This window comes from Paenibacillus thalictri (assembly GCF_004307995.1).
Lineage (GTDB): Bacteria > Bacillota > Bacilli > Paenibacillales > NBRC-103111 > Paenibacillus_AF > Paenibacillus_AF thalictri.
On sequence record NZ_SIRE01000019.1, the window covers coordinates 43,070 to 55,664 of the forward strand.

General features: G+C 53.5%; 11 protein-coding genes. 1 reads left to right on the top strand and 10 read right to left on the bottom strand.

The window, feature by feature from the left end; all coding sequences use genetic code 11:
- Positions 1-10: 10 nt before the first annotated feature.
- From EYB31_RS24800 to EYB31_RS24830, 7 genes are all read right to left on the bottom strand, one after another.
- Positions 11-961, bottom strand: a complete 951-nt coding sequence (locus EYB31_RS24800) for a transketolase family protein (RefSeq protein ID WP_131016122.1) — start codon at positions 959-961, stop codon at positions 11-13.
- Positions 958-1,797 carry a transketolase gene (locus EYB31_RS24805; RefSeq protein WP_131016123.1) on the bottom strand — a complete coding sequence of 280 codons (840 nt, stop codon included), beginning with the start codon at positions 1,795-1,797 and terminating at the stop codon, positions 958-960. The genes EYB31_RS24800 and EYB31_RS24805 overlap by 4 nt, the downstream gene beginning before the upstream one ends.
- An 85-nt stretch (positions 1,798-1,882) precedes the next feature.
- Positions 1,883-3,322 (bottom strand): L-fucose/L-arabinose isomerase family protein, encoded by a 1,440-nt coding sequence (locus EYB31_RS24810; RefSeq protein ID WP_131016124.1) that lies wholly within the window; start codon positions 3,320-3,322, stop codon positions 1,883-1,885.
- Positions 3,323-3,402: 80 nt separating this feature from the next.
- Positions 3,403-4,890 carry a DUF5605 domain-containing protein gene (locus EYB31_RS24815; RefSeq protein ID WP_131016125.1) on the bottom strand — a complete coding sequence of 496 codons (1,488 nt, stop codon included), beginning with the start codon at positions 4,888-4,890 and terminating at the stop codon, positions 3,403-3,405.
- A 27-nt stretch (positions 4,891-4,917) separates the two neighbouring features.
- Complete coding sequence (locus tag EYB31_RS24820) at positions 4,918-5,760, bottom strand: carbohydrate ABC transporter permease (protein WP_131016126.1); 843 nt, start codon at positions 5,758-5,760, stop codon at positions 4,918-4,920.
- Between the two features lies 1 nt (position 5,761).
- Positions 5,762-6,709, bottom strand: coding sequence for a carbohydrate ABC transporter permease (locus EYB31_RS24825; protein WP_131016127.1), 948 nt, complete (start codon positions 6,707-6,709; stop codon positions 5,762-5,764).
- A gap of 40 nt (positions 6,710-6,749) precedes the next feature.
- A complete protein-coding gene (locus tag EYB31_RS24830; RefSeq protein WP_131016128.1) occupies positions 6,750-8,072 on the bottom strand; it encodes an ABC transporter substrate-binding protein in 1,323 nt (440 codons plus the stop codon).
- A 378-nt stretch (positions 8,073-8,450) separates the two neighbouring features.
- On the opposite strand from EYB31_RS24830, the gene EYB31_RS24835 reads away from it, so the two are divergent.
- A complete protein-coding gene (locus EYB31_RS24835; protein WP_131016129.1) occupies positions 8,451-9,503 on the top strand; it encodes a LacI family DNA-binding transcriptional regulator in 1,053 nt (350 codons plus the stop codon).
- A gap of 56 nt (positions 9,504-9,559) precedes the next feature.
- Here the strand turns inward: EYB31_RS24835 and EYB31_RS24840 are convergent, their stop codons facing one another.
- The 3 genes from EYB31_RS24840 to EYB31_RS24850 form a co-directional block, all read right to left on the bottom strand.
- Complete coding sequence (locus EYB31_RS24840) at positions 9,560-10,651, bottom strand: amidohydrolase family protein (protein WP_131016130.1); 1,092 nt, start codon at positions 10,649-10,651, stop codon at positions 9,560-9,562.
- Complete coding sequence (locus EYB31_RS24845; RefSeq protein ID WP_131016131.1) at positions 10,648-11,007, bottom strand: Rieske (2Fe-2S) protein; 360 nt, start codon at positions 11,005-11,007, stop codon at positions 10,648-10,650. Before EYB31_RS24845 ends, EYB31_RS24840 begins: the two co-directional genes overlap by 4 nt.
- A 71-nt stretch (positions 11,008-11,078) precedes the next feature.
- Complete coding sequence (locus EYB31_RS24850) at positions 11,079-12,575, bottom strand: extracellular solute-binding protein (RefSeq protein ID WP_131016132.1); 1,497 nt, start codon at positions 12,573-12,575, stop codon at positions 11,079-11,081.
- Positions 12,576-12,595 lie beyond the last annotated feature (20 nt).

Below are 12,595 nucleotides of genomic sequence, written 5' to 3' on the forward strand. Positions count from 1 at the left end.
CCCGCGCCCCCTACTCCCGTCCAAGCAGCTTAAGGGCAACGCCGCAAACGTGCGCTGCGCTGATGCCGTAGTGCTCGAACACCTCCGACGTATTGCCGGTGATCGCCGGTTCGTCGGGGATGCCGATAATGTGCATCGGCACCGGTCGATGCTGCACGACGACCTCAGCCACCGCAGCGCCGAGGCCGCCGTGAATGCTGTGCTCCTCCAGCGTGATGATCCGCCCGGTTTCCTCCGCCGCTTTTACGATGGCTTCGGTATCGAGCGGCTTAATCGTATGCATGTTGAGCACGCGGCAGCCTACACCTTCCGCCCGCAGCCGCTTTGCGGCATTCAGGGCGACGCGGACCGTCTCCCCGGCGGCGATGAGGGTGAGATCGCCGCCTTCCCGCATCGTGACGGCTTTGCCGATCACAAACGGTTGGTCGTCCAAGTCCGCCTCCGCGTCGTAGCAGTCCGCGACCGGATTGCGGCCGATGCGCACGTAGACGCCGCCCTCATATTGGGTGAGCGCTTCCGTCATACGCCTTGTCTCGTGCCGGTCCGCCGGCAATATGATCGCAAGCCCCGGAATCGCTCGCGTGACGGCGATATCCTGGAGCGAATGATGCGACATCCCCAGCGCGCCGTAGCTGACGCCGCCGCTGATGCCGACCAGCTTTACGTTCGTAGCGGAATAAGCTACGTCCACCTTCACCTGCTCAATCGCGCGCATGCTGAGGAAACACGCCGGCGAAGTAACCCACGGCTTTTTGCCTGAATGGGCCAGCCCCGCTGCGATGCCAACGATGTTTTGTTCGGCGATGCCGGTCTCGACAAATTGCTCCGGCAGCTCCTTCACAAAAGGCGCCATCGAAGCCGAACCTCTCGAATCGCTGGCGAGCAGCACGATATCGCGATCCTCCCGCGCCTGCCGCAGCAGCGCTTCGCACAGCGCCTGCCGGTTTGCTATTGCATTCATACCCGTCCCCCCGCTATCTCCCGCATATGCTGCGTCAATTCGTCCATCGCCAGATTGAGCTCGGCGTCGCTGGGCACATGATGGTGCCAATGCGGCACGTTTTCCGCAAACGAGACGCCTTTGCCTTTGGTCGTGTACGCCATAATTAACGTCGGTTTGCCGGCCGCTTGCGGCGCCGCCTGCAAAGCCTCGACCAGTTCCGCCATATCGTTGCCATTCACGGCGACCACGTGCCAGCCAAATGTCGCCCATTTGTCCTCCAGCGGCTCCAGCCCCATAACCTCCTCGGTGCTGCCGCTGATTTGCAGCTTGTTGCGGTCGATGATGCCGATCAGATTATCCAGCTTGTAATGCGCGCCGGCCATCGCCGCTTCCCAGACCGAACCTTCGGCTTGCTCTCCGTCGCCCATCAGCGTATAGACCCGGTACGGCCGGCCATCCATTTTCGCCGCTTTCGCCATACCCACCGCAATCGACAAGCCATGCCCAAGCGCCCCGGTGTTCATCTCCACACCCGGCACCTTATTGTTCGGATGCCCGATCAGCCGCGAGCCATAACGGCTGAACGTCGCCAGCTCCTCTTTGGGAAAAAAGCCCCGGTCCGCCAAAATGCAATACAACGATTCGACGGCATGCCCCTTACTGGCGATAAAGCGGTCGCGTTCTTCCCACTTGGGACGGGAAGCGTCCACACGCATCACCTTGTAATACAGCGCGGTCAAAATATCCGTATTGCTCAAAGACGAACCCGTATGCCCCGTTTTCGCATGATGGATCATACGAAGCACATCCATGCGGATTTGCACCGCCTTTTGCTTCAGTTCATCGATATTCATGCTGCTCCCCCCTCTCCGTATGCTTGAGCCAGTCCGTATCCATACACGAACATAAACATGTTTGTGTCACCGAAAATCACTTCTATCACACCAAATCGCTTCCGCGCAGCCATGCCTGAATTTCAGCCACGGTCGGATCGACCGGATCGGGCGTCAAGCCGGGAATGTACGTACACGCCTCATACAACACGGGAATAACCTCGGCATGGATCCCCACCGAATGGTGCACATAAGGGCCTTTAACAAGTTTTTCCTCCCACAGCGGCCAATCGTTCACCTCAACCCATACGTACGAACCTCTTGTGTAAGGGCCTTCGATCCCCTTCGCTTTGCCAAGAAACAAGCCATACTCCCCGTTGTCCCCGTCAAAACGCGCCAGCGTCATCGTGCCGCCCTTGATTTCGCCTTCATGTGTGCCCGGCGAATGATCGTCGAACAGAAAATGCTTGCGCAGCTTCGGTTTATCCGGCTCCACGCTGAGCGATACCGGGAAGTTGCCGCAGTGAAACAGCAGCTCGCCGTTAGGGTTATCCGGGTGCCGCACCGTTAAATCGGCGAAAAACGTAGGAGCGGTATTCATCGCTGCCGCCTGCACCATCACCGAAGTGATCGCCCCGTGAATATCCGTTTCGCAGGTGACCGGAATTTGCTCGTCGGTCAAAATCGCATTGGCGAGACACGGCATGATGCCCATCGCATCCTGCAGCGATGACCAGCATTGGATTGCAATCGCCGTGCTGCCCGTCTGGACTGCGTAACGCTTCATCGCCACCTTCAAGGCGGCAATTTTCCGGACCGCTTCTTCTCCGACCTCGGAATAGTCCAGTGTTTCCTTAATGTATCGCACAGCCGCATCCAGTTCGGGAGAATCGGATGCCGCAACCTTCTTGGTAGCGATCTTGATATCCTCCAGCGTAATCGGATGAATCTCGATGCCAAAGCGCTCAAGCAGTTCCCCTTCGTTGCACATCATCGTCCAGAACGATGCGGGCCTCGGAGCAATCTGCAAAATGCGCAGCCTGCGGAACTCCTTGACCACGTTGGCGGCGGCTACGAAATTTTTGAAGCCGCGTTCGAATACCGGGTCGTTCACCCGGCAGTTCGTGATGTAGGTGAACGGCACGCCGAAACGGCGCAGCACCTTGCCCGTGGCGAACAGCCCGCACTGCGTGTCGCGCAGGCGCGTCCCGTCCGCAAGCGGCGCCTCGTCGCGCGGCCCCCACAGCAGCACCGGCTTGCCCAGCGCTTTGGCGACACGAGCCACCGTGTCCTCCGTGCCAAAGTTGCAATGCGGAAAAAACACCGCATCCACTTCATGTTGTCTAAAATGCTTAATAATTTCATCCGCATTGTAATGGTCGTTGTAAAGCAGCCCTTCGGCGTTGAGGCCTTCCAGATCGACAATATCCATATCGAGCCCGAAGCCGGCAATTTTCTCGCGAATGAGCACCTTATATTTAAACGCGTCTTCCGCGCTGAACACAAATCGTCTCGTCGGCGCGTAACCTAACGTGAATGCCGCCATGGCCGTTCCCCCTCGTAAGTAGCGGCGCCGGACAACGCCGGCGCCTAATGAGTCCCTGGTTTACACGCATAGTCCCTTGCTTATTCAACACGCCGCGCCCGGATCGCGATATACAGCCTCCCCGGCAATTCGATGCGGGAATGTCCCTCAAACGTTCCGTCCAGCTCCGTGACCGTCATATTCCAAGTATCGATAATATCCACCTTGAAGCGTTTGCCTTCCGGGAACGGCAGCTCGCGGTACCCCGGGCGGTGAATGCCGAAGTATTGCAAATAATACTCCCCTTCTACGCCGATCGTTGGCGCATCGCGGAAGCTGTCGAGTTCGGCCGCCTCTACCGGCATATCCTCGAATAGTTGCCGCAGAAACGCAATCCGCTCCGGGCTTTCTCCGTGCAGCTGTCCGCCCTTGGACCACCAAACAACTTCTTCCGGGTGCAAAAATGTTTCCCCATGCCCGACATACCCGCCTCGGGCGAACCCTTCCCAGAACCGCGCCGTCATGTCTTCACCGGTAATATTGCCCCAGCGGTGCGGCAAATTGCCCTCATAGCAGCATTCGTCAACAACGATCGGCTTGCGGTACGTCCGGCTCCATGCGCTTACGCTTTGCAACTCCCAGTACTGCATGCTGACATGCGTAACCCATGGCTTGCGGTGATCGTAAACGACCAGATTTGTCGGGTCGTACATTTTAGTGCCGTTGTGAATCGAGCGCAGCCGCTGGTACGGGTCGTTCTCTTGAACGATGCGGAAAAACCGGTCCCAATCGTCCATCGTTTTGGTCGCCATAAAGTCAAATTCGTTGGCAAGCGACCACCAAATGTTGCGGAACGCGCCGAGCCGGGCAATCGTGTACTTCAGATACAGCTCATCCGTCTGCGCATCCATCCGGTCGAAACCCCAATGCCCCTTGTCATACGGGTGGAATAAAATCAGATCCGCTTCGATGCCAAGCTGCTGAAGCTCCATAATACGGCGCTCCAAATTCGCCCAATACGCCGGATTGAACCGGCTGAAGTCAAACCCTTCCTCCCGGGAACCGGCAAACGGGAAATGCTCGGGTTCATCCATATTAAAGCTGTAGCGCTTGGGAAACACACACATCCGCAGCTTGTTAAAAGGTGCCTTCGCAAGTGTCTGCAGCGTCTGCTCCTGCAGTTCCGTCTTCTGATGCGTCCACACATAACACGTAGTTCCGACCGGCAGGTAAGCCGTTCCGTCTGCGTACACAAACCGCCGCTCGTCGCGGATTATGACCGGCCCGTGATTGCCCGTTGATGCCGGAGTACAAACAAAGCGGCCTTCTGCGGCTTCTCCCTCATGAGCATCGCTTGCCTTAACCATTGTTTTGTATGACCATTCCCCGGTCACATCCGGCATAAATCGGACTTTGTACACACCGTTTCCATCATAAAATCCATCCACCTTAACGATACGGTGCCCATGTTGAAACTCGGCGGTCACCGTCACGTCCATATAGGGATTGCCCGAATCCGGTCCGGGAATAGTCAGCTCCAGCAGCGACCAGCGTTCGATTTGTCTGTTTTCCTGTTCCGAATTGTTCATTCCATAACACTCCTTAATCTATAATCTTTATCCTTTGATACCCGAGGTGGAAATCCCCTCGACGAAATATTTTTGACAGCTGAAAAAGATCACCAGACTTGGCACCAGCGACAGCACCGACATCGCAAACATCGCCCCCCAGTTCGAGTCGCCCGAGGAATCCATAAACAGCCTTAAGCCAAGCGGGATCGTATACAACTTTGCCGTGTTGATGTAAAGCAGCTGGCTGAAAAAATCGTCCCATGTCCAGAGGAAGGTGAAAATCCCTGTCGTAATTAGCGCCGGTACGGCCAGCGGCAGAATGATGCGGCAAAAAATTTGCACCTGCCCGCATCCGTCGATCGTCGCCGATTCATCCAGCTCCTTGGGAAGCCCTCGAATAAACTGTACCATAAGGAAAATGAAAAACGCATCCGTTGCCAGCCATTTCGGTATCGTCAGCGGATAATACGTATCGATCCAGTTCAGCTGCTTAAACAAGATGTACTGCGGAATAATCGTAACATGGTGCGGCAGCATGATCGTAACAAGCATGATCGCAAACCAGAGCTTTTTCAAATTAAAATCGAGACGGCCAAACGCATAAGCCGCCATGGAGCACGACGCCAAATTGCCAAGCACGCAAAGCGCGGAAACGATAAGCGAGTTGATCAAGAAGGTGGAAAACTTCACCCGGGAGATGCCGGACCATCCTGCAATGTAATTGTTTAACGTCGCCGCCTTCGGCCAGAGGCTCAAATCGGTAAAAATCAGCTGGGACGGCTTAAATGAGCTGGAAATAAGCCAAATGATCGGATACAGCATAAACAGGCCGATGACAATAATGACCGCATGAAGCAAAAGCCGGTTTAGAGCACTCGTATGCGCCATCTTATTTCCCCCCGTCCCCGTAATGCACCCAATATTTGGATGAGCCAAAAACAACAGCCGTAAAAAAGCCGATAATCAGCAGCAGCACCCAAGCCATCGCAGAGGCATAACCCATCTCGTAGAAAGCAAAACCTTTCATATACAAGTACAAAGTGTAGAACAGCGTGGAATCGATCGGGCCGCCCTGCCCGCCGCTAATAATAAACGATTGAGTAAATGCTTGAAACGAACCGATCAATTGAATGACCAGGTTGAAAAAAATGACCGGCGTAAGCTGCGGAATCGTAATAAACAAAAATTGCTTGATTTTGCTTGCTCCGTCGACCTGCGCCGCTTCATAGTAATCCTGCGGAATCTGCTTCAAGCCGGCCAGGAAAATAATCATCGAAGAACCGAACTGCCAAACGGACAAAGCGACAATGGAATACAGCGCATATTTCGGATTAGCGATCCAGTCCGGAGCCTGAATGCCGAATTTCAGCAGCAGTTGATTGACGGCGCCGGAGCCGCCGAACATTTTGCGCCATAACACGGCGATCGCCACGCTGCCGCCAAGCAGGGTCGGCAAATAATACAACGTGCGGTAAATGCTGAGCCCCCTGAGTCCCCGGTTCATCAAGGCCGCAACTAGCAAAGCGAAAGCGAGCTTAAGCGGCACGGCGGTAAACACGTAGGTGAAGGTGACCTTTAATGAAGTGAAATATCGGGTATCGGATGTAAACATCGTTTTATAGTTTTCAAAACCGATGTATTTCGGCGCCGAGATGACATCAAATTTCGTCAGCGAATAATAAAACGAGTTGATCATCGGACCGATCGTCAGAATAAACAATCCGATAAGCCAAGGCAGAAGAAACAAATAAGCGATTCTGTTTTTTTTCCAAAGCCGGACAAGCAGCGTGCCGATCGTGTTGGATTTCCCGCGGGTTGCGGCGGTCACGGTATTCATGCGTACCCCTTCTTTCGACGCCGGATCAATATGCGGCGTTTTATTTTTTGCTGATCACCTTCTCCGCCGACTGGAACAGCTCTTGAGCAGCGTTCTGGATCGCAGCTTGGTTAAATGCTATCTTCTGGCTTAGCGTCTTCATCACGGAATCGAATTCCTTAATGTTGGGCATTTCGCGGTCGACGATACGGGCGTTTTTCACGGCCAGATCAATGTAATCATACATCTTCTTATCGATTTCCGTGGCTTTGGCCTTCAGCGTTTCGCGCACCTTGGACGATCCCGGAACGCCGCGCTCACTGCCGAGAATCATCGTTGCTTCAGGATCGTTCACCATAAAGCTGATAAACATCGCGGCTTCCTTCGGATGTTTGGACCCAGCGTTGACGGACATAAACTGGCTCGGCTGCAGCCACAAACCTTGAGTAGAACCTCCGCTTGGCGGCAGAACAAGCTTGATTTCATCTTTCATGCTTTTCTGATAGGCGTTCAGCTGATTGGACCAGATCAGGTGCATCGCGGTTTTGCCCTCGACAAACGACGAGTTCTCCGGATTTTCCGTATAAGCCGCCGTCATCTCGCCTCCCGGAATACTTCCGGCTTTGCGGAAGCCGTCCCACATCGAAAACCATTTCTCGAGATCTTCCTTGGCGAAGCCGACTTTTCCGTCTTTGTACAACGTTTTGTTGGTTTGGCGCGCGAAGTAGTTTAAATATAACGATAATGCGGATTCGTCTACGGCGCCGAAGTACCCTTTGCCAAGCGCTTTCGACAAGTCTGCGGCGTACTTCCCGAAATCGTCCCACGTCCAATTGCCGGTCGGCGGCTGCAGCCCGGCCTTCTTAATCAATTCGGTGTTATAAGCAATGCCAAAAGCGTTGGAGCCCAAGCTGATGCCGTACAGCTTGCCGTCCAAATCGCCGGAGTCCACCGTTGCCTTGTCGAAATCGGCAACATCGATCTCCTTGCCAAGATAAGGACGCAGATCAAGGAGCGCGTTCCGCGCCACATAATCCGGGTAATTGTTGCCAAGCTGGATCAGATCGGGCGCGTTGCCGCCGGAAATTTGCGTGTTCAGCTTATCCCAATAGCCGTCGCTGCCCAAATATTCCGCGTTGATCTTAATGTTCGGATATTTTTTCTCGAACAGGTCGATAACCTTTAATGTCGCATCATGGCGCACCTGCGAGCCCCACCACATGATGCGCATCTCCACCGGTTTACCGCTATCGGCCGCTTGCCCTTCCCCGCTTTTCTTGCTGCTGTCCGCGGGCGCGCTGCCGCCACCCGGTGTGCATGCCGCCAGCAAGGCTGTCAGCGTAACCATCGTTCCAAGTTTGAACCCGTTTTTTCTAACCGCCATTCGTATACACTCCCTTTTTTATTTACTAAACAAGTTGATCTGCCGAGAATAATTTGAAAGCGTTATCATTTTATACCGACCACCCTCTCTTCACACATCAGCTCCCCAATAATCGGTATTTGTGACTTCACCGTGCTTCTAATTTCATAGTTGGTTGTCATTTCCTGGCTCAACCAAATCATAGCATGAGGAAAACTAAACAGTCAACTAAATTTATCGAACAAATAAACTAAACTATTAAACAATCTACTAAATATCGCCTTAATCAATCATTTTATAATAGAAATCTATTAATCCTCTTTGATATTGTATAATTTTCTTGTCTGTTGTAAACTAAATTTGTTTAGTTAAAAATCAAAACAAATAAAGGAGCGGATTATGATTATGACCATGGAAGAAATCGCCCAGATGGCCGGCGTGTCCAAATCGTCCGTTTCTTTGGCGCTCAGCGGAAAACCTGGGATCAGTGAGGGAACCCGGCATAAAATCATGGACATTGTGAAGAAAAGCGGATATATGCCGCGAGGATTGGTCAAACCGGATAAACCAAACGGACTAAACCATACAATTCGTTTTATCGCCTGTGTGAATTCGGGTATTGTTTTAGAACAATATGCAACCCAGCCGTTTTTTATGGAGCTGATACGCGATATTGAGGAGCAATGCCGAGCGCGGGGTTATTCGTTGTTTTTCTCCTCCGTTCCGACCGACAAGTTCGAGCAAGCCATGGACACTTTGGAAGCGGAGCATGAATCCGGGGGGATGATTCTGCTTGGCACAAACCTCACACGAGAGCAGATTCGTTACGTCGCGCAAAAACAGCCTAACCTGGTTGTGCTGGACACTTGTTTTGAAACGCTGAATGTGAACTTCATCGTCATGAACAACGTGATGGGCGCTTACCAGGCGGCCAAACAACTGCTTGCGGAGGGGCACCAACGCATCGGATACGTGCAATCGCATGCCCGGATGTACAATTTCGACTGCCGGAAAAAAGGATTTTTGCAAGCGTTGGAGGAAGCGGGTTTAACGGTCGAGGAAACACATTACATTACCGTCTCTCCTGTCGTTTTCGGCGCACAAGAGGAATTCAAGCGGAGTATTGCGGAGCTGAAAAGTCCGCTGCCGACGGCGCTGTTCTGCGAATGCGACTATATCGCCATCAGCGCAATCAAATCGCTCGCTGAGCTTGGCATTCGCGTGCCGGACGATATGTCCATCATCGGATTCGATAACATTCAAGAGTCGATGATTATTACGCCCGAGCTCACCACCGTTCATGTGGAAAAAGCGACAATCGCCGAGCTGGCCGTTTCCCAGCTGCTCTCGATGATCGACGGTACCGGAGTGATCAAAACCAAATCGTTCATCGATACGCAGCTTGTGCTGCGAAATTCAAGCCGGGCGTTGGAGGTGGCAGCTGCCAGATAAATAACATGAAGACAACCCTTAGCCCTTTACCAGGGGATGGGGTCGTCTTCAGACGCTTACGCCAGCTTAAACAGTTTTTTCGCGTTGTCGCAGTAGATTTTCCTCTTCATCTCGGGAGAAAGCCGCTGCAATATTTTCGTCGGATCGTCAAAATCCCAATGCGGGTAATCGCTGGAGAACAACAACATATTTTCCGCATCGAACATCTCGAACATAGCAAGCAGATGCTTCGGATCGTCCGGCTCCTCAATCGGCTGCGTTGTCATAAAGCAATGGTCGCGTACGTATTCGCTGGGCATCCGTTTCAGCCAAGGTGCGGACACACGCAGCGCCTTGAAGTTTTTATCCATCCGCCACAGCAGCGGGGGAAGCCAGTTTACGCCGCCTTCGCAGAACACAACCTTGAGCTCCGGAAACTTCTCGAACACACCTTCGCATACAAAACTGACCAGGTGGGCCATGTACGTCTGCGGCAAACAGGTGTGCCACTGCAAATAATTGGTGACGTATCCGGCAGCCGTCGGCGGGTTAAAGATGCCGGCCCCTTCCGCTCCGGGGTGGATGACGAAAGGCAGCCCTTGCCGGGAGCAAGCCTCGTAGATCGGGTGATAGAACCGCTGCCCGTACGGTGCGCGTGCGCCGCCGATCACAACAACGCCAACGATGTCGGGATGAGGGCCGACCCGGTCGATTTCCCGAGCCGCCTGCTCGGGATCCTGCGTGCCGATGCACAAGTACCCTTTAAACTTCGGGCTGACCGAAAGCCATTCCGCAATCATGTAATCGTTGTAGGCGCGGCATACCGCCGCCGCATAATCGGGATCGGCAAAACCGGATACCCCGATCACCGCATCCGAGCACAACAGCGCATACTCCATATGAAACGGCTCCACCAGATGTTCGACGACATACCCGGGATCGGAGCCAACCGGCAGACCGCTTGGCGGATCGGCGTCTTTGCGTTTGTTGCCGATCGGCGAGGCATAAGGCAATCCGCCGCCGGGCATGCCGAACTTTTGCACAAATCCTTTCCAAGGTTCCTCCAAATACGGCACCAAATCTTTATTACTGCGAAATTGATTGTGCACGTCGCAATCGATGACACTAAACACCTCGCTAGAATGATTCACATCTTTCTCCCCCTTCATCCTTGACCGATAACAATGCCGATCTGCCCGTCTTCTACCTGCACCTTGTAGCTGCGTGTCCGGACTTTATCGCTAAACAGCGATTTGCCCGTTTTCAAATCAAACTCCCAGCCGTGCCAAGGGCAACGGACGATCTCCTGATCCCGGCCGTATATAAACTCGTATACCTGCGATTCCAGCGTGGTTCCGCCTACCGGCCCCCTGCACAGCGCCGCCCCTTGGTGGGGGCAGTAATTGTGAATGGCGTAAATTTCCCCTTTGACGTTATAGACCCCGATGGATCTCCCCTCCACCTCAACGATTTTAAAAGTGCCTTCGGGCAGCTCATCAACTGCCGCTACATTGTGTACCGCCAATGTCGTTCTCCTCTCCTCCGTAAGGCAGCGTCATAAGCGCCATGAACGGCCGGGCTTGCGGCCCGACCCGGTTATTTTTTCTTCGTGTACCATTCGTTCATTGCATCAATCGCCGCTTTGCCGCCTTTGGCGTTAAATTCCTGCACAAACTTGTCGAACTCGCTCAAATTGCGTTTGTTCATAATAAATTTCAACGCGTTTTCCTCCATAAAATTGCGCAGCTCCGAGAACTTCGTATCGTACGCTTCAACGGACGGGGCAAATACTGTCTCTTCGCGGTTCCGCTTAAACGGCTCCAGCGGCTTGTAATAAGGCAGAAATCCTTTGGCCTCCAGCCGGGCAAAAAAGCTCGGATCGGAATCGCCCAGGAAATACAACGTGCGCCAAGGAATCGCGTTGCTTTGCTCCGGCGTTTGCACGGCTTTGCCGTTTTCGACCTTGTAATCTTCGCCTTCGATACCGTAAGTAAGCAGTTTATCCGCCTCCGCACCGTAAATATAGTTGATGTATTCGGCTGCGCCCTGCTTGTTTTTGGCCTGCTTTGGAATAACCCAATAGCTGCTTCCCGTCACGGCTTCCTCCATGAAGCCGGATTGGCCGTTTTTGCCGGTGACCGGCGCGATATATTGAATCGTGCCGCCCGTATTTTTGTCCTTGATCGAGCGGTCGATCGTTTGCGCGTCAGGCCAGCTGGATACGCTGTAAACCGCCGTCCCGTTGATCATCTTGTCTTTGACATCCTTGTTAATCGAAAATTCCTGATCGATCAGCCCTTCGTCGTACCATTTTTTCATCGTCTCGAGGAATTCCTTATATTCGGGCTGCACCCAGGAAAACTCCAGCTTGCCGTTTTTCACGACCGTAGTTGAGCCCACCCCAAAAGCGGCGGCAAAAGGTTCGAACGATTGGGCGAAGGAACCCGGATTGGCGCCACGCGCCGTCAGAGGAGCGATATTTTTCTTTTCCTTGATCGTCTTCAGCGTCGTGTAAAACTCGTCCAACGTGGACGGATCTTTTAATCCCAGCGCCTTAATGATGTCCGACCGACCGAGAATGCCGTTCCCTACCTTCTGCGCGACACGGTGCGGCAGCCCGTAAATTTTGCCCCCGTACCGCGTGGAGTCGAGCACCTCGGCTGTGTTCATTGCCGATGAATTCGGAATGTACTGCTTGATCAAATCGTCAAGCGGCTCAAACGCGCCTTGCTGCGCCAGCTTGAAATAATCGGACTTGCCGCTGATCCGCATCAGATCGGGAACGTCGCCGGAGGCCAAAATAATCGACACCTTCTGGGCCGGATTGTCTTTTGGCAGCGATTCGTATTTGACGTTAAAGCCGGATTTCTCGCGGATCACCTTAACCAGCTTGTTATCGTTCATGTTGTCCGTGCCCTTAAACTGCTCCATGGACGGATGGTAAACCATCATCACCCGCAGATCTTTATTTTTGGATGCGCTGCCATTGCTGCCGGCCGACGAGCCCGTACTTGCGTTCGGACTGCAGCCTGCCGCCAGTCCCGCCAGCAGCACCGCAGAGCACCCCGTGACCACTGTTTTTCTAAACTTCATACAACACCCTCCTTAAAATT

Excerpts from the sequence above, each read along its gene's own strand:
- EYB31_RS24825 (WP_131016127.1), bottom strand. The coding sequence starts at position 6,709 with ATGAATACCGTGACCGCCGCAACCCGCGGGAAATCCAACACGATCGGC.
- EYB31_RS24835 (WP_131016129.1), top strand. The coding sequence starts at position 8,451 with ATGATTATGACCATGGAAGAAATCGCCCAGATGGCCGGCGTGTCCAAA.
- EYB31_RS24830 (WP_131016128.1), bottom strand. The coding sequence starts at position 8,072 with ATGGCGGTTAGAAAAAACGGGTTCAAACTTGGAACGATGGTTACGCTG.
- EYB31_RS24840 (WP_131016130.1), bottom strand. The coding sequence starts at position 10,651 with ATGAAGGGGGAGAAAGATGTGAATCATTCTAGCGAGGTGTTTAGTGTC.
- EYB31_RS24820 (WP_131016126.1), bottom strand. The coding sequence starts at position 5,760 with ATGGCGCATACGAGTGCTCTAAACCGGCTTTTGCTTCATGCGGTCATT.
- EYB31_RS24800 (WP_131016122.1), bottom strand. The coding sequence starts at position 961 with ATGAATGCAATAGCAAACCGGCAGGCGCTGTGCGAAGCGCTGCTGCGG.
- EYB31_RS24815 (WP_131016125.1), bottom strand. The coding sequence starts at position 4,890 with ATGAACAATTCGGAACAGGAAAACAGACAAATCGAACGCTGGTCGCTG.
- EYB31_RS24810 (WP_131016124.1), bottom strand. The coding sequence starts at position 3,322 with ATGGCGGCATTCACGTTAGGTTACGCGCCGACGAGACGATTTGTGTTC.
- EYB31_RS24805 (WP_131016123.1), bottom strand. The coding sequence starts at position 1,797 with ATGAATATCGATGAACTGAAGCAAAAGGCGGTGCAAATCCGCATGGAT.
- EYB31_RS24850 (WP_131016132.1), bottom strand. The coding sequence starts at position 12,575 with ATGAAGTTTAGAAAAACAGTGGTCACGGGGTGCTCTGCGGTGCTGCTG.